This is a genomic window from Sulfitobacter sp. S223 (genome assembly GCF_025143825.1).
Taxonomy (GTDB): Bacteria; Pseudomonadota; Alphaproteobacteria; order Rhodobacterales; family Rhodobacteraceae; genus Sulfitobacter.
The window spans coordinates 1,184,335-1,204,287 of record NZ_CP083560.1 but is presented as its reverse complement, the minus strand read 5'-3'; the positions used below and the strand labels follow the sequence as shown (position 1 = coordinate 1,204,287).

General features: G+C 58.7%; 13 protein-coding genes and 1 tRNA gene. 7 read left to right on the top strand and 7 right to left on the bottom strand.

What is annotated here, in order from left to right; translation table 11 throughout:
- The first annotated feature begins 65 nt into the window (after window positions 1–65).
- From K3757_RS05800 to K3757_RS05775, 6 genes are all read left to right on the top strand, one after another.
- Entirely contained in the window at window positions 66–1,352 is a 1,287-nt protein-coding gene (locus K3757_RS05800; protein ID WP_260000050.1) for a homoserine dehydrogenase, read from the top strand.
- 30 nt (window positions 1,353–1,382) lie between these two features.
- Complete coding sequence (recJ, locus tag K3757_RS05795) at window positions 1,383–3,134, top strand: single-stranded-DNA-specific exonuclease RecJ (RefSeq protein ID WP_260000048.1); 1,752 nt, start codon at window positions 1,383–1,385, stop codon at window positions 3,132–3,134.
- Between the two features lie 80 nt (window positions 3,135–3,214).
- A tRNA-Glu gene (locus K3757_RS05790) sits at window positions 3,215–3,289 on the top strand.
- Window positions 3,290–3,620: 331 nt separating this feature from the next.
- The gene (locus K3757_RS05785) at window positions 3,621–4,367 is read left to right on the top strand and encodes a sugar transferase (protein WP_260000046.1); all 747 of its coding nucleotides are present in this window, start codon (window positions 3,621–3,623) and stop codon (window positions 4,365–4,367) included.
- A 51-nt stretch (window positions 4,368–4,418) separates the two neighbouring features.
- A complete protein-coding gene (locus tag K3757_RS05780) occupies window positions 4,419–5,369 on the top strand; it encodes a CpsD/CapB family tyrosine-protein kinase (protein ID WP_260000044.1) in 951 nt (316 codons plus the stop codon).
- Between the two features lie 147 nt (window positions 5,370–5,516).
- On the top strand, window positions 5,517–6,812 hold the full coding sequence (locus K3757_RS05775) for a DUF874 domain-containing protein (protein WP_260000041.1): 1,296 nt from the start codon (window positions 5,517–5,519) through the stop codon (window positions 6,810–6,812).
- Here K3757_RS05775 and K3757_RS05770 read toward each other — a convergent pair whose 3' ends face one another.
- On the bottom strand, window positions 6,813–8,159 hold the full coding sequence (locus K3757_RS05770; protein ID WP_260000039.1) for an oligosaccharide flippase family protein: 1,347 nt from the start codon (window positions 8,157–8,159) through the stop codon (window positions 6,813–6,815).
- Between the two features lie 114 nt (window positions 8,160–8,273).
- Between K3757_RS05770 and K3757_RS05765 the strand changes: the two genes are divergently transcribed.
- Window positions 8,274–9,470, top strand: a complete 1,197-nt coding sequence (locus K3757_RS05765; RefSeq protein WP_260000037.1) for a glycosyltransferase — start codon at window positions 8,274–8,276, stop codon at window positions 9,468–9,470.
- Here K3757_RS05765 and K3757_RS05760 read toward each other — a convergent pair.
- From K3757_RS05760 to K3757_RS05735, 6 genes are all read right to left on the bottom strand, one after another.
- Window positions 9,467–10,303: a glycosyltransferase gene (locus K3757_RS05760; RefSeq protein ID WP_260000034.1), complete on the bottom strand. Its 837-nt coding sequence runs from the start codon at window positions 10,301–10,303 to the stop codon at window positions 9,467–9,469. The two genes, K3757_RS05765 and K3757_RS05760, sit on opposite strands and share 4 nt — an antisense overlap.
- Window positions 10,300–12,825 (bottom strand): hypothetical protein, encoded by a 2,526-nt coding sequence (locus K3757_RS05755; protein ID WP_260000031.1) that lies wholly within the window; start codon window positions 12,823–12,825, stop codon window positions 10,300–10,302. Before K3757_RS05755 ends, K3757_RS05760 begins: the two co-directional genes overlap by 4 nt.
- A complete protein-coding gene (locus tag K3757_RS05750) occupies window positions 12,822–13,721 on the bottom strand; it encodes a hypothetical protein (RefSeq protein ID WP_260000029.1) in 900 nt (299 codons plus the stop codon). The genes K3757_RS05755 and K3757_RS05750 overlap by 4 nt, the downstream gene beginning before the upstream one ends.
- Window positions 13,722–13,784: 63 nt before the next feature.
- Window positions 13,785–14,402 (bottom strand): 4'-phosphopantetheinyl transferase, encoded by a 618-nt coding sequence (locus K3757_RS05745; protein WP_260000027.1) that lies wholly within the window; start codon window positions 14,400–14,402, stop codon window positions 13,785–13,787.
- Between the two features lie 83 nt (window positions 14,403–14,485).
- Window positions 14,486–18,982 (bottom strand): MupA/Atu3671 family FMN-dependent luciferase-like monooxygenase, encoded by a 4,497-nt coding sequence (locus K3757_RS05740; protein ID WP_260000025.1) that lies wholly within the window; start codon window positions 18,980–18,982, stop codon window positions 14,486–14,488.
- Window positions 18,979–19,953 carry a glycosyltransferase family 2 protein gene (locus K3757_RS05735; protein WP_260000023.1) on the bottom strand — a complete coding sequence of 325 codons (975 nt, stop codon included), beginning with the start codon at window positions 19,951–19,953 and terminating at the stop codon, window positions 18,979–18,981. Before K3757_RS05735 ends, K3757_RS05740 begins: the two co-directional genes overlap by 4 nt.

Sequence of the window (19,953 nt, the reverse complement as noted above, 5' to 3'; positions counted from 1 at the left end):
CGTTGCACGGCAGCGATGAAAGGGCTACATCGACGCAAAGCTCAGTCATCAAAGGAAGCACCTACATGTCACAACCTCTTCGCCTCGGGATTGCGGGTTTGGGTACGGTTGGTGCTGGCGTTGTCGGCATCCTGCGCAAACAGGCTGCGTTGATTGAGGCGCGAACAGGCCGCGCCGTCGAAATCTCGGCCGTTTCGGCGCGCAGCAAATCCAAAGACCGCGGTGTAAATCTGTCGTCTTACGCATGGGAGGACGATCCGGTCGCCCTTGCCAAACGCGACGATGTTGATGTGTTCGTGGAATTGATGGGCGGCGAAGACGGGCCCGCAAAAGACGCAACCGAAGCGGCGCTGGCCTTGGGCAAAGATGTGGTCACCGCCAATAAGGCGATGCTGGCCATGTACGGCCAGACGCTGGCCGAAAACGCCGAGGCCAAAGGCTGCGTCATCAAATACGAGGCCGCCGTGGCAGGCGGCATTCCGGTTATCAAAGCACTGGGAGAAGGCCTTGCAGGTAATGAAATTACCCGCGTGATGGGTGTGATGAACGGCTCGTGCAATTATATCCTGACACGTATGGAAGACGCAGGCCTGCCCTATGCCGATGTTTTTGCCGAAGCCGATGGCCTTGGCTATCTGGAGGCAGATCCACAACTGGACGTGGGCGGCATCGATGCAGCACATAAGCTTGCGATTCTGTCCTCTCTCGCCTTCGGCACGCAGGTCAATTTCGCCGGGATCGAGCTTGAAGGGATCGAGCGCGTCTCAATCGAGGATATCCGTGCCGCTGCCGACATGGGCTATAAGATCAAGCTGCTTGGCGTGGCGCAGATGACCGGCCGCGGGCTGGAGCAACGGATGCAGCCGTGCCTTGTGCCTGACAGCTCGCCGCTTGGGCAACTGCAGGGTGGCACGAACATGATTGTGCTGGAAGGCGATGCTGTAGGTCAGATCGTGCTGCGCGGTGCTGGCGCGGGCGCAGGTCCAACCGCAAGCGCTGTTCTATCCGACATTTGCGATATCGCACGTGGGTACCGTGGCGCTGTATTTGGACAGCCGGCAAAAACGCTCGAAGCGGCAAAACCAGCGCTCAGCCAGCGACCGGCCGCCTATTATCTGCGCATGGCTCTGAAGGATAAACCGGGGGCATTGGCAAAGGTCGCGGCCGTTCTGGGCGAAGCAGGCGTGTCCATCGACCGGATGCGCCAGTATGGTCATGTGGACAATTGTGCGCCGGTCTTGATCGTGACGCATAAGACAACACGCCGCGATATTGATCACGCTCTGGCCGCGTTCGGCGATACGTCTGTGGTTGCCGGTGATCCGGTGGCTCTGCGGATTGAGGAAGTCTGATTCGACGCCCCAACAATAAGGAATAGACCAGTGGACCAAGCTGCAGCATTTCTGGGGGTAGAAACCTCTTTGACTGGGCGGCGCTGGGTCGGTCCCGGGGGCGAAACAACACGCGCGTCCGAAGCCTTGCACCAACAAACAGGCCTGCCGATGGCTGTCTGTGCGGTACTGGCACGGCGCGGCGTCGATGCCGCAGGTGCCGAGGCATACCTCGCCCCTGCCCTGCGCGATCTCCTTCCCGATCCGCGTTCCTTGCGTGATATGGAAAAAGCCGCCGCACGCTTTCTTGCTGCGGTCAAAACACGACAGCGCATTGCGATATTTGCCGACTATGACGTGGATGGAGGAAGCTCTGCCGCTCTGTTGCTGATCTGGTTGCGCCAGATGGGCCGCGAGGCAACGCTTTATGTCCCTGACCGCATTGATGAAGGCTATGGCCCCAATGACGAAGCGATGGCCGATCTTGCAGCCCGTCATGACCTGATCGTTTGTGTGGATTGTGGCACGCTTTCCCACGGTCCCATCGCAGCAGCTAAAGGCGCGGATGTGATCGTGCTGGACCACCACTTGGGCGGGGAAACCCTGCCTGACTGTCTGGCCGTGGTGAACCCCAACCGGCAAGATGAAGACGGAGAGCTGGCCCACCTTTGTGCTGCAGCTGTCGTCTTTTTGATGTTGGTGGAGGCGGGACGCCAATTGCGCGAGGCGCAGGTCAAAGGCCCCGATCTAATGTCTCTTCTTGATCTAGTCGCATTGGCGACCGTAGCGGATGTGGCGCCGCTAATCGGTGTGAATCGCGCCTTTGTCCGACAAGGTCTAAAGGTTATGGCACGGCGGGACCGTATTGGTCTTGCAGCGCTAGCTGATGTTGCACGAATGGACACGACGCCTGCCGCCTATCACCTTGGTTTTATGCTGGGACCGCGCATCAATGCAGGTGGCCGTGTCGGCAAAGCCGATCTGGGTGCCCGCCTGCTGGCCACCGAAGACCCGCATGAGGCCGCAGCCCTGTCTGAACGGCTTGATGTGCTCAACACTGAACGCCGTGAAGTGGAGACAGCCGTACGCGCCGCAGCGCTGGCACAAGCGGAGGAGCGTGGCACCGACGGCGCGCTGGTATGGGCCGCTGGCGCTGGCTGGCACCCCGGCGTGGTCGGCATCGTCGCCTCGCGCCTCAAGGAGGCCACAGGGCGTCCCGCAGTGGTAATCGGACTTGATGAGGGAATCGGCAAAGGATCAGGCCGCTCCGTCAGCGGTGTCGATCTGGGGGCCTGCATTCAGAAACTGGCGATGCAGGGCGTTTTACTTAAAGGCGGCGGGCACAAGATGGCAGCGGGCCTCACTGTGGCCGAGGAGAACGTCGAAGACGCGATGGCCCAGCTTTCGGCGCTGTTGGAGAAACAAGGCGCGCACCTGCGTGGACCTTCCGATTTGCGGCTAGAGGGGCTGCTTATGCCCGGTGGTGCCAGCGTTGAGCTGACTGAGGCAGTCGAATCGGCAGGGCCATTTGGTGCAGGCTCCCCTGCCCCAAGATATGTTTTTGCAGATATGCGCATATTCTCGGCCCGCCGCGTGGGCGAAAGCCACCTCAAGCTCAGCTTTGGCGACGGTCATGGCGCACGGCTGGATGCAATCTGCTTTGGCGCGTACGATTCGGCCATTGGCCCCGCGCTTGAGGCGCATGGCGGCGCACATTTCCACCTCGCAGGGCGACTGGACATCAATACGTGGCAGGGTCGGCAGACCGTGCAATTAAGGCTGGAAGACGCAGCCCGCGCCTAAGCCGAAAAAAAACGTCGCAACTCGGTTTTTTCGACTTGCGCCCCTCAAGGGGATTGCTTAGAGAAGCGCTCACTAAGTGTGGCCCGTTCGTCTATCGGTTAGGACGTCAGGTTTTCAACCTGAAAAGAGGGGTTCGACTCCCCTACGGGCTGCCACATTCCCCCAGTTAAAAAATGCTTCTAAAACAGACCTCCATCAGCGGTCACTGATGGCGTAGACTTTCTTCATATCGCTCACAAGAAACAATTTGTTTCGAAAATTCCCCCTGAATTGTGGCGAAAATCTGTTATGTAAGTGTCAGACGTCTGGCATATGTGCGCCTTAGAATGGGCAGCGCCATTCAAATAAAAAGAGAATAGCTGAAACTCGGGCGCGCCGGTGTCCGTGAAGACGAATGCGACCAATCCGGCAATGCCGTATCTGCCAATGCGGAAAAAAGCGGGCCGTGCCTGCAAGAAGACCAAATGACCCTGGGGGGGTTGTACGATGAAGAGATTTAACCTTGATCAGCCCGGTTACGGCATGTCCAATCTTGCCGCAACAAGCGGCGAGATGAATGCACGCATCGCTGTGCTACAAGCCCCCACGCCCCTTTTCCGTCCCACGCCCGAGGCTATGCCGCGGTCCGCCTACCGTGTTGTTGGCAAACGTCTGTTTGAGACGCTTTTGGTGCTTCTAAGTTTGCCGTTTTTCATCCCGATCACTCTGATATGCGCGATCGCGCTTTGGCTTGAAGGGGGAAACCCCTTTTACCGTCAGCAACGGCTTGGCCGGAACGGAAAAGCGTTTTCCATTCTTAAACTGCGCACAATGGTACGCGATGCCGACGCCGTTCTTGAACAATATCTGGCATCCGATCCCAAGATGCGCCGCGAATGGGATGAAAAGCAAAAGTTGATCAATGACCCGCGCGTGACACCCGTGGGTGCCTTGCTGCGTTCGACTTCGCTGGATGAGCTACCACAGCTTTGGAATGTGTTGACCGGCGACATGAGCCTGATTGGCCCCCGTCCGATGATGCCTGAACAATTGCCGATGTATGGCAACCCGGAGCACTATTACGCCCTGCGCCCCGGCATCACCGGCCTGTGGCAAATTTCTGCTCGCAACGAAAACCGCTTTTCATTTCGCAACGAAGTCGATGCGACTTACAACCGCTCGCTTTCAATCTTCGGTGACATCAAGATCATCTTTAAAACAGTCGGTGTCATGCTGCGCAGAACCGGCCACTAGGCAGCAAGCAGCTTCTTTGAATCCCATCCCCTCATGGGCTATAGCAGCCGTATGACCAAACCCCGAAAGCCTGATGCCATGAAGGATAGTTTTTCCTCTTTGCCCGCAAACGGGGGGGCGGTGCGCAGCGACCTTATGGTGCCTGCCGAGGGTAATTTCACGCGTCCGCGCCGCTTTGAAAATGAGCAACGGCAAACTGGTAAAGAATCGGATCTGATACTCGATAACGATACAGTTGAGGCCTTGACCACGCCCTATGTGCCACAATTAACGGTACCCGCCGCAGCGCCGCGCGATTTGTGGGACCTGCTGCACCTGCAAGAGCCCGGCACAGACCAGCATATTCTGGATGGCAGCCAAGCCGCCGAAGACTTCCGCGAGACAGAAGTATCGCGGGCGTTTGATCTTTTGCGGACCCGTTTGCGCCAAACGGCAAAACAGAACGGCTGGACCAATATCGCAGTGGCCTCTCCAACAGCGGGGTGCGGCAATACATTCACGGCTGCCAATCTTGCTGCAAGCCTGTCGCGCGTGCCATCTTCGCGCACAGTCTTGATGGATTTCAACATGCGTAATCCTGGTCTGGCCAAAGCATTGGATATGGACGCAAGCCTGACAGGGGATTTGCGCGACTTTCTGGCAGGTGACGTTGCAATCAGCGATTACATACTACGCGTAAGCGATACACTTGCAGTGGGGCTTACGGATGAGACTCACAGGGATGCGTCCGAAATCATGCAAGACCCTGCAACCGCTGCCAGCCTTGCCGAAATGCGCGCGGCACTGCGCCCTGACATCGTGCTCTATGACATGCCGCCGCTGCTGTCCTTTGATGACACAGCCGCGTTCCTGCCCCAGCTGGACGGCGTGCTGCTGGTATCTGATGGCACACAGACGATGGCCAAACATCTGGCCGAATGCGAACGCATCCTGGACGGTCAGGTTCCACTGCTGGGCGTTATCCTGAACCGCGCCCGTGCATCCAGCATCGAACGCTTCTGACCCATCGGCCGCAAGGCACATCGCACGACTTGAATAAGGTCATATAATGGCCCAAGTCTATTTCTATTACGACGATAACGCCGCCCCCAAGCGAGGCGGCACGTCCAGTTTAAAACGGACATAAAGACAGGTTCGAGCGAGGCACAAATGGGTCCGATCTATACATGGCAGGATTTCCTGGACATGACCCGGCGCAGGCTGGGCGTGATTGCGTTTGTCATCATCGCCGGCTGTTTCGCGTCGCTTTATTGGGCAATGAGCTATGTTCATTTGTACCAGTCATCCGAAGTCATTCAGGTAGAGCAGCCAAAAATCAACGACGACCTTGCCCGGTCCACCGTCGAAGGCTCTTCCGCGCGACGGTTGCAGCTGATCCAACAGCAATTGATGGCTCGGGTCAGCCTCCAGCAGATCATCGACAAATTCAACATCTACGAAAACCTGACCGCGCTCAAACCAAGCGAGAAAGTCCAACTGCTGCGTCAGGCTGTGACAATCAACGGCGTTGCTGCGGCCCGTGAGGGGTTTTCTGACGACGGCACCATTTCCGTCCTGACCATAACGGCCCAGATGGAGCAAGCCCAATTGGCCCGAGATGTGGCCCATGAGTTCGCCGAACAGACGCGCGCTCTCATGGCTGCCCAGCGTCGTGAGCAGACCGCCCAAACTCTTGCCTTTTTCCAGCAACAGGAAAAGGTTGTTCTGGACAATATTGCGGCCCTCGAAGCCGAGCTTGAGACCTACCGAACCGCGAATGATCTGACCATCGAAGGTGGTGTCGAATTCCGCCTCTCCGAGGTCGCCCAGCTTAACGAGGCCATTCTTGACCTCGACCGCGAGATCATCAGCGCCCAATTGGCCCGCACACGGATCGACCGTACGGCACGCGCATCTACAGTTCAGAGGGAGGAACGAGAGCTTGATACTCAGCTCCAGACCCTGACGCAGCAGCGCACCCTGCTTGACCAGCGACGCACCGCCTTGCGCGCGACCATCCAAGGATCTCCTGAAACACAGCGCACATTGGCCGACTTTGACCGCCGCATGGAGCAGCTGCGCACGCAACTCGAAGCTATTGCAGCACGTCGCAACGACGCTCAGGTCGGATTCAACCTCGAAGTCGGCGCGCAGGGCGAACGCCTGACCACCATCGAAGAAGCGCAGGTACCAGACTATCCTATCACGATGAGCAAGAAAAAGCGCGCAATTGTTGGCGCAATGGGCGCAACAGGTCTGGCTTTTGTAATTGCCTGGCTGCTGGAACTGCGCCGTCCGGTAATCCGCTCAGCCCGCCAGATGGAGCGTGAAACCGGTATCCTGCCAGTAGTGTCAATTCCGGAACTTGCCCCCAAGTACCAAAGTTCGAAATGGCGCCTTGCGCGTGAAAAGCGCCGCGCGGCTGGCAAGGCTGGGCGTGCTGCGCGCATGGCGCGCCACTCCTGATCAGGTAAGAGCCGCGAGTGCGGCAATGGCATCGCGATTCACCCAAAGTGCCATCACGGCCAGCGCGCCTGCGCACAGCGCGCAGATCACGTCATGGCGCATGTCCCATGCGTCATGTTTGCGCGCCAACCAGATGACGAACGGATGTGTCAGCAGGTGCGCGACCCCCATGCCCACAATGGCCCCGACCAAGCCAAACAGGCTTACTCCGACAATCAGGCACGTGATCTGAAAAACGGCCCGTGCGGCCGTCACCACAAAAAACCGCCGTGAATCACCAGCCGCAAGTGCTGATTGATCATAGCTCATCCCGATAGCCTGCGGAATTTGCGCGACAGCAAGCAATGTCACAATCGCACCTGCCAGCGTGTAGCGCGCATCATAAAGAAACCCGACCAGCACCGGCCCTGCGAATGCCATAACCAGCAACAGGCCCAGCGTCACCGCGCTTAGCCCCGCGCGCAGCTTGGCGATCTTGGCCGCTTCGTGCTTGGCATCACGGTAGACTGGAATCATGACGCGGCCCGATACCGCCATCCCCAGTTGCAGCGCAAAGCTCGCAAGAAAGAAGGCGATATTATAGACGCCGAGGCTTTCAAGGCTCAGAAACTTGCCCAGCACCGCGCGATCCCCTTGACTGGCGAAGAACCAGAATGCCGTGCTGAGGAAAATCCATTTTCCAAATGTCACCAGCTCGCGGACGGCTTCGTATTCCCAGCGGAAACGGTTTGAAGGACCGGGCAGAAAGACCCACGTCAGCACCAGCTTTGCCAGCGGCGACACCACGCCGCCCAATACCAGCGCCCACACCGATTGCCACCACCACGCCAGCGCCACCATCACCACCAACCCGATCAACTGGGATGTCAGGTCCAGAACCGTGAGCCGTCCCATCAGCAGATGGCGGTGCGCTGTTTCGATCCGGGTTGGATTGAACCCGCTGACAAGCAAAGCTAACGCCGCAACCGGCAAATAGACTGCCAGCTCCGGCGCGTCGTAGAAAACCGAAAACGGATAGGCCAAACCGGTGGCGATCACCCAAAGGCACACACCACGCACCACCTGGATGCTCCACGCCGTGTTCAGGAAATCAGGATCATCGCCGCGCTTGCTTTGTGCAATGGAAGGCGCAATGCCCACGTCCGAAAACAGCATCAGCCCCACCGTGACCAAACTGATCAACGCCATAAGACCAAAAGCTTCTGGGAACAGCAGCCGCGTCAGGATCAGGTTAGAGGCAAGCCGCAGCCCCTGACTGCCGCCATAGCCCAGCAAAATCCAAGATGTGCTGCGAAACACCCGCGCCATCAGGCGCCCGCCGCGCAGCTCCTGCAAAAGACCACCCATTTGCCCTAATCATCTCCGGTTTTGCCGCTAGACCATTGCTAACGCCCCCCCGCCCCTTGTGCCAGAGCCAAGCGGCCCTGTAGAAAGCAACTGAGACACGAAGGACGCACCCTCTTGCACATCGCCTATATCCTCAACAGCTATCCACAACCAAGCCACAGCTTTATCCGGCGCGAAATTCGCGCGCTTGAGGCGCAGGGCCACACCGTCACGCGACTGGCAATGCGCGCAGGTGATGCGCCCTTGGTCGATGTTCAGGATCTCGAAGAAGCGGCGGCCACGCAATATGTGCTCAAGGCCGCACCACTGACGCTGTTGCGCGCGTTGGCCTTAAATTTGTTCGGGTCGCCCCAACTGTTTTTTCCGGCACTCGCGCAGGCGGTACGCTGTGGCCGCCGTTCCGAAGCGGGCGTGATCAAGCATCTGATTTATCTTGTCGAAGCTGCCTATGCCGTGCAGGTCTGTGAGGCGGCAGGCGTCACCCACACCCATGCCCATTTCGGCACAAATGCTGCTGCGGTTGCCATGCTGGCCCGCGCTCTTGGTGGGCCAGAGTATAGCTTTACCGTGCATGGCCCCGAAGAATTTGATGCCCCCCGCGCACTGTCGCTGGGTGAAAAGATCGCGCATTCAAAATACACTGTTGCGATCACCAGTTATGGCCGCAGCCAGCTTAGCCGCTGGGCTGAACCAGATCACTGGAACAAGATCAAAGTGGTGCATTGCGGGATTGAGCCCGCGCACTTCCCTTCGCCAAAACCATTGCCCGACGGCGGGCCGCGCTTTGTCGCCATTGGCAGGTTCGTCGAACAAAAAGGCCAGCTTGTTGCGCTGGACGCGCTGGCCGAGGTCGTCACAACAAGCCCGCAGGCACATCTTACCCTGATCGGTGATGGGGACATGCGCCCCGAGATTGAGGCGCGCATCGCCGCCTTGGGACTGTCAAATCATGTCACCCTCACCGGTTGGGTGGACGAAGCGCGCATTCTGGCAGAGCTGCAAAACGCCCACGCACTGCTGATGCCAAGCTTTGCCGAAGGGCTGCCAATGGTCATCATGGAAGCCATGGCCGCGGGCCGCGCTGTTATCGCGACCTATATTGCAGGTATACCTGAGCTGGTCCTGCCGGGAAAAACAGGCTGGCTCACGCCTGCCGGGGATGCATCCGCTTTGGCCGACGCGATGAACGAATTGGCAGAAGCCACCCCTGAAAAGCTGGCAGAGATGGGACAAGCTGGCCGTGCACGGGTGATGGAACGTCATGACGTGCACCTAGAAGCAGCCAAACTGGCCGCACACATGGCGTCCTAACGCCCCCGCGCCCACCGCTCCTGCCCACGGTGCGGCAGTCTCACACCCAATGCCACCAAGGCAAAAGCGGCGAACCCCACCGGATCACGCAAGGCACGGCGCCACATTGGTAGCGCGTCTTTTGGCAATGGATCGTGGTTAGCCCATAGCGCCGGAAACTGCTCTTTCACCTCTGCCACGCCAATATCCTGACGGCGGCGCACACGGATCAACGGCCATGCCGCCTTGATCATTGGCCAATCATAGCTTGCAGCCACCCGGAACCTCTCTTCCGGCGTAAAGCTGAGGCGGACGAAAGTATCGTCAGAAATAATATCGGGGAACTCCCCCCACCGTCCACGGGCAGCATGGTTGACCGCAAAGACGCCGAACCCGGGCACGCCATGAGTGCAAAACGGCAGGCTGGCCCAAAACCGCGCATAAAACCGTGTAAAAGCACTTCCGGACGCACGCACCACAGGATTTCCGCTGGCATAGCGCGGCGCTAGATTATCCAGCACCGCCGCAAGCTCTGCCAGTAAGGAACCGGATACGACAACATCAGCATCCACATAGATGCGCGCGCCATGCCGTGCGATGCGATCGCCCGCATTAAGCGCGCCCATCTTGCCGCCCCGTTCAAGGTCCAGCACCGTCAGCGGCCAACCTTTGGAGGTAAACCGGCCCGCAAAACTGCGCGCGGCCTGCACAGTTCGATCTGTGCAACCATTAGCCATTACAATCACCTCAACCGCCGCGCCAGTCGCATCAGACGCCAGTAAGGCCTCAAGGCAAGGTTCGATATAGCCCACTTCGTTATGCGCGGGGATCAGGATGCTACACGCGGTGCTCATTGTGCGGCCACCATTGCGTCCCAGCGCGGATTGCTGTCGTCTAGATGCCGCAGCGCACCCCAACTGCCCCATTTTGTCGGCACGTAGACATCTGCATAGGCATTGAACAAACGCCCGCCTGCATCCGCCCAGCCCTGCAAAAGGTCCGTGTAGAGCTGGCCCATTTCGGGCGAATAATTGAAATGATGGAAGAAATCAGTCAGCCGTTCGTCATCCACCTGTGCGCCGATGCCCACCACATGGGTGCCCCCTTCGTACATGATCAGTTCAAGGCCTGCTTCCTGCGCCACCTGCGCGTGATAGGGCCAGATCCGGCTGCGCAGATCACTCACGGTGTCCACGCCCTGCCCGCTGACTGAGCCGTCAGTCAGTTCTTGCGCGGCCAACGCAGTCGCATAGTCATATTGCGCGGCCTCAATCGCTTGTCGCCGCACAGAGCCGTTCAGACCCTGCGCTGTTGCAGCCGCGCGCGCACGCACGAGGCTCTCTTCCAGCCAGCCTGTTACCATCTCGCGACGGGCCTCCAGCCCCAGAATGCCCCCGAAATAGCCCGTGACGGCATAGGCATCAAAAGCGTCCGATGGCTTAGGCGAGCCTTCTGCCACAACCAAGGGCGCGCTCAGAATGTTTTCCTCAAGTCCCAGCCAGCCAGTTTGGGAAGAGATGACGTTAATCAATTGTGCCTCCGCCCCTGCGAATTCAGCGGACCAGATACGCGCCACTTCGGCGGCGCGCATGGCGTAATACTGCGTACCGACATCCGCCTGCCCCCAGCGTTCCTGCGCTTGTGCATCGGCCCAACGGGTCTGCGCGAACTGGAAATTCCATACTTCGTTGGAAAATTCGGCATAGACTTTCTGCGCCGGATCAAGCCTGTTGCGCACCGTTCGCGCGAACGCTGTCACATAAGCATCATCAGCCAAGTGCGGGATATTCAACCAAATATTCTTGCCCAGACTATTGGCCAAAGCCAGCATCACCTCCAGCGGGACGCCTGCATGCGCCCAGCTTGCATCGGTGACCTGCGGGCGATCCTCCCAGCGTGATTGTAGGGTGTTATTGGTTTCCATCCAGTCCATGAACCGCAGTGTGTCAAAGGCGGTCAGGCGCGCGGTCCAGTCCGGATTAAAGATCGCGCCATTTTCCCACATTTGCAGCCGGTCCTCACGAACCACTGTGATGCGGCGCACCGGATTGCCGGCGTTGCTGCGCTGGATGCGGATTTCCACGCTTCCCGCACCGGGCGTATAGTCAAAGCGAACCTCGCCACGGCCATATCGAATGTTGGTTGCGCGGCCTGTCGGCTCTACCACGCCCGATCCTTCAAAGCGCAAGACATATCGCCCCTCCAACGAAGGCGCAGCCGCCTCTGGCAGGTCTGTCAGGATAAACGTCCCGACCGAGCCCGCCTCATGTGGCAGGCTACGCACCCAACCGTCGCTATCAATGTGCCCGCGCCTGACAAGCTCTTCGTATTCAATCCCGCCGAACTGCCGGGGCAAATGACCCAGCCACGGGCGCGCGGTTTTCATAACATCAAGAAACGGTTGTTGCGCAGACCAGTCAGTGACCGGCGCAAGCCCGACAGCAAGTGCATCAGCCGATGTTTCTATTTTGACGCTCTCGGCCAAAACAGGCACTGCAGAGGACGTGGCAACAGGTGGTGCGCGCATGCTTTTCGGGGTGCCTGATGCCGGAACAGGTGCCGCGACCTGCTTGCCGCCACGGTAGCTTTCGACTGCCTCGCGCGCGACCTTCTGCATTGCGGCGGCCATGGCGGCATCCGGCCCGCCAAACGCCTTTCCATACCGGTCTTTGACACGGTACGGCAGGCCTTCTGGGCTCGTGTCAGTCAAAGCCGCATATTGAACCATCGAGACAAAGTAGTGACCCAATGGATTCAAGTGGATATCGTCGTCAAAAACGCCATTGATCGCACTCAGGCCCGGCACATTTCCAGCCGCGATGGCATCATCCAGCCGCGCCAATGCCTGCCCGGCCGGAATAAGCTGCACCCGCGCTTCGCCATTCTCAACTCCGGAGCGCAGAAGGGTCACGATACCCTCCCAATCCGCGAGATCTTCTTGCAGCCGAACGCGCCAAGGGGTCGCGGCCTTTTCGTCATGCTCAATCTGCACGCCCGTTCCACTGTTCAGGCTGTGCCACGTTTCTTGAACAAACACCCGCGCATCCGGATTGGCGCTGAGTGCCAGCCCACCGAACGCCTGAGCGTAAACGTCGGTTTCACTCCATTTCAGATGGTTGGAGAGCGGGATCGCTTCGGTGAGGATCAGATCGGTTGTCTCACCCTTTGGCAAAACACTACGCGCGTCGATGCCCTGTGCATCACGCGCATGCTCCCAGTTGTATTTCAACGGCGCACCGTTGATGATCTGGGCCTGCACTGTGACATCACTGCTTGTGGCCGCCAATGCGTCCTCAAGCATGTCGGGTCCCGTGGCGCCGAACAGACTATGGCCTACCATAACAATAGAAAAAACCGCGCTGGCAAGATCGCTCATACTGTTACTCCGCTATACCGAAAGGTAGTTACAACATCCCAGACCACATGTTGCATCAGGCTGCCAGCCTCACTGTCAGGCGCTTTTGCAACTGTGCCATCTGCACGCCGCAAGGACAGCGGCAGCCCAACCGGACTGCGGTGATACAAGACCGCGTAATGCGTTAGTGCAATGAGGTAGGCCCCCATATCCCCCAGATGAATGGTGTCTACACCGTCCTCGGGCGTGCGGGCAAAAAGTGCATCGCGCGATGGCACATTGCCGACCCCGCCTCGCGCCTCAACCTCACGCACGAACGCGGCCAGCACTTGCCCCCCGGGGATGACATAAATCGGCCCGCCCGCTTTGAGCGCCGCTGGCAATGTAAGCTTATCCAGCCATAGCGCTTCTAGGTCTACGTCGATCCGATTCAGCCAGCCAGCGGGATCATCGGTATTGTGCCATGTCTCATAGAGATAAAGCCGCACCTCAGGCCGCACGTCCCTTGCAAATTGCGCCCATCTGGCCAGATATTCCGGGCTGTCGTGATATGTGATCGCATCGGAAAGCTCGACCATCTCGGTCATCACCACAGCGTTGAAACCTCCACCTTCAATGGCCGCGCGTGCTGGCAAAAACTTGTCATGCGCGTTCTCGGTCTCAAACCCATTTATTTCTACATCCGGATCCCAATGCGCCCGCAAAGGCGTGCCCCAGCCCAGCTGGCTGGCATAGCCGTGGCCCTCCGGTGCAAACTGCGCCAGCATCGCAGGCATGTCGCGTCCTACAAGTGAGTGGCCCAAATGGAACACCTGCAACGGATTGTCCGGAGAATTCAGGCCGCTGGCATAAAGGTTTCGCGCCTTATCCAGTTGCAGCATGTTCCAGCCCACGCGCGCCGAAATGGCAGCGCCCAAGCCGGTTAATCCTGCTGCGCCCCATCGCAATATATTCCTCCGAGACACCATCCCCACTGCCCCCTATCTGCCAGTCAATTGCGCAACTTCAGTTTGCCGCACAGCCACGCCAGTGACAAGCAATCCAGCCGCATGAACATACATACCGCTCATAACTGCCCCTGCGATGATTGGCCCCTGATCTTCTTGAAAACAGGCCTCAAACCGGCTTGTATTGCGATCGATAGAAAGCTCCAGCGCATCAAATCCAAAGAGCGCACCACTGAGCGGATACTGCACCTTATAGGTGGCCTCTTTGGCCGAAAATATCAATTTGGCCAAAAGGCCACGATCAGCTGCTGGTTGCAGGCCAAGCCAGCGCTGTTCCGCCTTTGTGCAAATCTCGCCTATCAACAGCGGATCCAGCGCTGTAGCGTCTTCAAGATCAATGCCGACACCTGCCCAAACCTTGCGCACACCAACAGCAGCAACACATGTTGTGGCCGTGTGTGAAATACTGCCGGTCACGCCTTGGGGCCAAAGCGGTGCGCGGTCGGGGCCCATCGGTACAGGGCGCGGCGGCAAACCAAGCGTGACCATCGCGGCGCGCGCAGCAGCGCGACCAGCATGAAATTCGGCCAAACGACGCGGCACAGCATTGTGCAGGCCCTCTGCCTCAGTTGGGTCAGCGGCCGAGGGCATAAGACGCGGATCCCGCACAGCTATTGCCAAATCCGAAGGTAAAACAGATTCAGACAGCGCCTTAACGAGTACCGGATCCGGGTTCACGTGTCCGCCTTGGCCCGGCCCGCCCGCATTGCGCGGCGTTTTGACATGGTTTCGGCTTTAGCCGGAACATCCGACGCCTGCACTTCAGCTACGGGTGCGGTGTTTGTTTTACCCTTGTCCAGATGCGCCGCCAGCCCTTCAAGCGTGGGGAAACGGAAGATATCGGTTATGCCCAGCTTGTCAGCGCCCAGCGCCGCCTTGATATCGCGGTGCGCCTGAACGGCCAAAAGAGAATGCCCGCCCAATGCAAAGAAGTTGTCAGATGGTCTGATATTGGCCACGCCCAAGATGCCGCTCCAGACTTTGGCAATCGCGGCTTGCGTGCCACCTTCAGGCGCTGCATCTGCATTGGTATGTCCGCCTGTCGCCTTAGGGGTAGGTTCGGGCAAGGCTTTGCGGTCAATCTTTTTGTTTGGGGTCAACGGCATTTTCGCCACTTCGACAATCCGCGCAGGCACCATGATATCGGGTAAACGCGCCGATAGCGCGCGGCGCAGGGCATCTTCGTCAAAGGCAGTGGCTGTTACATATCCCACCAGCTGCGCGCCCCCTTTGGCTTCGCGCGCGACCACGACAGCCTGCGTGACACCCGCCTGCGCGGCCAAGGCGCTCTCGATCTCACCCAGCTCGATCCTGTGACCGCGGATTTTCACCTGATCATCGGCACGCCCCATAAAGCCAAGTGTGCCATCCGCCCGCCAAGCAGCCAGATCGCCTGTACGGTACATTTTGCCCCTGCCAAAGGGATTATTGACAAAGCGCTCTGCGGTCATTTCCGCGCGGTTGTGGTAACCTTTGGTCACACCGTCGCCCGCGATATAAAGCTCACCTGCAACACCGATCAGGCGTGGCGATAGCGCGTCGTCCAGCACATAGACCTGCGTGTTGGCGATGGGCGTGCCGATCGCGGCAGTCATCTCCGGTTTTTCAACCATCTGGGTCGTGGACCAGATCGTAGTTTCGGTCGGGCCATACATATTTTGCACGCGCCCACCGCAGGCCTTGATCAATTCTTCTGCCAAAGCACCCGGCAATGCTTCTCCGCCCACCATTAGTTCGCGCAGGCCAGAGAGGGCGTGACGCGTCTCATCGTTCATCACCAACATCTGTGCCATTGAAGGTGTGCATTGCAAATGGCTGACTTTGTGGCGCATCAATTGCGCAGCAAGCGAGAAGTCATCATCCGCCAGCGCCGCGCCTTCATTCGCGCGTGCCAAAACCTCTGCCAGCGGGGTCAGCCCCTGCATCACAGTGTCCACCGCGATGCCATAATCAATCAGGCAGGCAATCTCATCCACGCCGATCCGTTTAAGCTGCTCTGCCCGCGCGATACCGTCCGCGACCGTGCCGAACAAACCACTGTCGTTGAAATAGCGCTGGAAAGCGAACTCGAGGATCGCTTCCATTTCTTCTTCATCCAGTCCTTCAAGATCAACCTGAAACGGGCTGGTCGCCCCTTCGGGCTTTTTGAAAGCAGGAAACGCCCATGCGTATTGCTTGATCAGACCGGCGGCGGAACGCAGGTAGTCCTTCATCGGACCACGCGCGATTTCTTCGGCATCTGTGCGGGTGTCGGCCAGATAGGTATGCAGCATCACGGTCACGGTAAAATCTGCCGGATCATATCCTGCCTCGCGCAGGGCAGCGTGGTAGATTTTGATCTTGTCAGCGACTTCATCAACCGACTGTCCCAGCAGGTGCGTCAAAACATTCGCCCCGATCTGCCCGGCCTCTTTCCATGTCTCCGGATTGCCTGCCGTGGTCACCCAGATGGGCAGCTCTTTGGATACGGGCCGCGGCTGTGTCACAACTGCAAAGGGCGTGCCATCCTTTGTCGGAAACTCAACCGCGTCGCCCCGCCACAAAGCGCGCAACTGGTCGATGGCATCATACATTGCCGGCTTGTTGTCTGGCGGCGTATTTTCGGGGCGGAGGACGAAATCATCGGGCTGCCAGCCGCTCGCAATCGCCAGTCCGACACGCCCGTTCGTAAGATTATCGATAACCGCCCATTCCTCAGCGATACGGGCGGGATGGTGCAAAGGTGCCACGCACGAACCGGCACGCACGTCAAGGTTTTGCGTCACCGCAGCCACCGCAGCGCCGGTCACCGAAGGGTTGGGATAAGGCCCGCCAAAGGCGTGAAAGTGCCGCTCCGGCGTCCAGACCGCGTTAAAGCCATTGGCATCTGCAAACTTCGCACCCTCCAGCAGCAGGCGATATTTCTCTGGGCCGACACCATCATCATTGCCCCAGTAGAACAGATTGAATGCGATCTTACGGTCGGACACAGCAATCGGTCCTTTGGATAATTCTGTTCGGCTGTCATCGCCTGCCAACACCAGCTTGAACCCGCGCGACAGCGTCCAGAAAAGCTCTAACACCGAAATATCAAACGACAGGCTTGTCACGGCAAGCCAGGCGTCACCGTCCTGTCGCGTGATCCGCGCATCCATGCCAGCAAAGAAATTCGCAACATTTCCGTGACTGACCATTACCCCCTTGGGCGTTCCGGTAGAACCGGATGTATAGATAAGATAGGCAAGCGTGTCGGCACCCGCCCCCACATCAGGATTGGCATCTGACATGTCTTTTAGCTGCGGATCACCATCGAGCAGCAGCAAGTCGGAATCGCCCCTTGGCAAGCTGTCTGCCAGGGCCGATTGCGTGACAATCACCGGCGCCCCACTGTCCGCAATATAGTGTTTTATGCGGTCACCAGGATACGCAGGATCAAGCGGCACATAAGCGCCTCCCGCCTTCAGGATACCCAATGCCCCAACCAGCAAATCCGGTCCGCGCGACAAAGCAAGCCCGACCGGCGTGCCACTGTGCACCCCCATCGCGATCAAACGATGCGCCAGCTTGTTTGCTGCTGAATTAAGAGCGGCATAGCTGAGTAAATTATCTTCGAACACCAGCGCAGGCGCATCGGGGGTCCGCGCGACCTGTCGCTCAAAGGCCGTGTGCACGGGATCGGACGAATAGTCGGCCTGCGTCGCGTTCCATGTCTCCAGAAGGGTCTTGCGCTCTGCCTCGGACAATCCTTGCCCGCCCTCAAGGCTGTGGCCCAACCGTGCAGCCAACAGATCCATTGCCTCTGCCGAAAGCAGACCGCTATCGCCTTGCAAATCAATCTCACTCTCCGACACGGTTATTGTGAGTATGCTTCCCGCGACAGGATCATCGGCTAGCATGATAGAGGGCTGTGCCGTTGGAAGCTGGGTGTCGCGCAGTGCCAGATCAGTGGCAAAGCCACCCGTCTGCGCGATACGGTCCAGTTGCGCGACCAGCGGTGCGTCACTGCGCAGCGGCACCCATGCAGAAGCGTATCCTGCTGCAGCTGGTGTGATAGCCTGGCCGATATCCCCGGCCGTCTGTCCCGCGCTTTGCACTGATGTCTCAAGGACCGCCGCGATTGCAGCCTCTGGTGAGGTACCCTGCGGCATCGCCACTGTACGTTTGATCCACACGCCTGTGGCCTCACCCTGAGCTAAAGGTACAGGCAACATCTGCGCAGCCGTCAGTTTGGCGCGCCAGTATGTCTCATCCGCCAGCAGTGTTTCTTGCGCGGTCTCATGCGTCTTGCCGGTTACCTCCAGCACGGCACCCGTGGATGGCAGCGCCGCAGCATTGCCCAAAGCTGACACGCCAGTCAGTTTCACCGCACTGTCTGCCGTTGCGACCACCAGCGCATCACCGATAGTTTCAAGCACCGTGCCAGCGGCCCCTTCGCCAGTTGCAACAGGCTGTGCTCCGGCTACCGTGAAAACAGCGCCGTCATGCGCGATCTTTGTAACGCCAAGCGGGTTCCAATAACCCCCGAAATCCAGACCCCGCAACAGCGCACAAATCTGGTCTGTCGTCTGCGTGAAATCAATAATGCCAAGCGTTGTTGGACGTTGGTTGCGCGCGAAATAGCTACGCTGGCTGAGATCTTGTTTCCTCCGCTCAAGAGAGCCGCTCTCAAGCTGGGCCAGAACACGGCTGAAGCTTTCCATGCCCGCTGCGTAGCATTTTGAGTTGAGGCTAAAGGCCGTCTCGTCGGGGGCGATGTCGACCAGCTCTTGGGCAAGAATATCGCCTTCGTCCACGCCCCCTTCGATCATGTGCCAGCTCACGCCGTGCTGCGTTTCGCCGTTGATGACCGCCCAAGCCGGGGTATTCAGCCCCGCATACCGTGGCAGCGGACCGTCGTGAAAGTTCACTGCGCCTTTTGCAGCCCGTTTAAGAGCGGCGTCTGGAATTATACGCAGATTTGCGATGCTCAGCAGCCAGTCAAACGACGGTAGCTTCGTAGCAGCCACATCGGCAGGTTTGTCCAGAACTGGAATATCTTTCGCCTTCGCCCAGTCACGCACATCCGCATCCGTGCTGACAACCGCAGCTACCGTGTGACCCGCAGCAACAATCATGTCGGCGCAAGCGATGGTCAGCGATTGGTCCCCCAGAATCACACAGGAAAACGCAGCTGAATTAAAGGGAACAGTCATGGGCGGTCCTCCGGGGACGGTCGGTATGGTGTGAACGCGTGGGCAGCCATGTCACGCAGGAACCAGCGTGGGTCCTGCGGTTGGCGGCCGAAAAGCCCAACCCGTAAGCGGTGCAGAATACCGCCGAACAGATGTGCAGACAATGCGGCTGCCGCGTAGGCACGCCCGTGGTTCTTGATAAAATAATGGCGACGCGAGTCGTACCAGTAACCCGGCATCCGGCGCTTGGTCTTCATCCCTGTCGAAACCGAGCCGATATGCACCACACGGCTGTCAGGAATGTACCAGCAGGACCATCCCGCGCGAGCTGCGCGCAGACACAGATCCGTTTCTTCAAAATACAGGAAGAATGCCTCATCGAAGAGACCGATTTTCTCCAGCATGGTCCGGCGCAGCATCATGCTGGCACCAGCGCTCCAATCAACCTGAACAGTGGTGTCGGGTTGAGGCATGGGAACAAGGGCCTCGGGCAGAAGCCGGTCAATGAAACCAAGGCGCGCAGCACCGGCAAATTCCCCAGCAATGGAAGGAAACCGGAAGGCCGTGGTGTGCACCACATTGTCTTCGCCACGGATGTGCGAACAGGCGATACCTGCTTGCGGATGTGTTTCGAGATGATCCACCAAGGCGGCGGTGGCGCCAGTGTCAGGAAAGGCGTCGGAATTCAGGATATAGAAATAGTCCGGCGTGCGCCCGTCACTCAGCTTCTTCCTCAGGCCAATGTTATTGCCTGCACCAAAGCCGCCATTTTTCGATGATGCCACAACCCGCACCAATCCGCCCTCACCCCAGCCACGCGCGGCGACCTGTTCCATAAGCATTTCATACGAACCATCCCCGGAGGCATTGTCCACAATCACAAGCTCTCCGCCCAGACTGTGCAGATCAGCAATCGCAGCCTCGGCTGCGCGTAGGGTCATCGCAGACGTGCGGAAGTTCAGTAAAATGCATAGGATCGCAGGTCGGGACAT

What these genes read in the sequence shown, in the direction of transcription:
- K3757_RS05800 (WP_260000050.1), top strand. Translation starts at nt 66, where the DNA reads ATGTCACAACCTCTTCGCCTCGGGATTGCGGGTTTGGGTACGGTTGGT.
- K3757_RS05770 (WP_260000039.1), bottom strand. Translation starts at nt 8,159, where the DNA reads ATGGGTGGTCTTTTGCAGGAGCTGCGCGGCGGGCGCCTGATGGCGCGG.
- K3757_RS05740 (WP_260000025.1), bottom strand. Translation starts at nt 18,982, where the DNA reads ATGACTGTTCCCTTTAATTCAGCTGCGTTTTCCTGTGTGATTCTGGGG.
- K3757_RS05745 (WP_260000027.1), bottom strand. Translation starts at nt 14,402, where the DNA reads ATGCCCTCGGCCGCTGACCCAACTGAGGCAGAGGGCCTGCACAATGCT.
- K3757_RS05755 (WP_260000031.1), bottom strand. Translation starts at nt 12,825, where the DNA reads ATGAGCGATCTTGCCAGCGCGGTTTTTTCTATTGTTATGGTAGGCCAT.
- K3757_RS05780 (WP_260000044.1), top strand. Translation starts at nt 4,419, where the DNA reads ATGACCAAACCCCGAAAGCCTGATGCCATGAAGGATAGTTTTTCCTCT.
- K3757_RS05735 (WP_260000023.1), bottom strand. Translation starts at nt 19,953, where the DNA reads ATGTCCCGACCTGCGATCCTATGCATTTTACTGAACTTCCGCACGTCT.
- K3757_RS05760 (WP_260000034.1), bottom strand. Translation starts at nt 10,303, where the DNA reads ATGAGCACCGCGTGTAGCATCCTGATCCCCGCGCATAACGAAGTGGGC.
- K3757_RS05785 (WP_260000046.1), top strand. Translation starts at nt 3,621, where the DNA reads ATGAAGAGATTTAACCTTGATCAGCCCGGTTACGGCATGTCCAATCTT.
- K3757_RS05775 (WP_260000041.1), top strand. Translation starts at nt 5,517, where the DNA reads ATGGGTCCGATCTATACATGGCAGGATTTCCTGGACATGACCCGGCGC.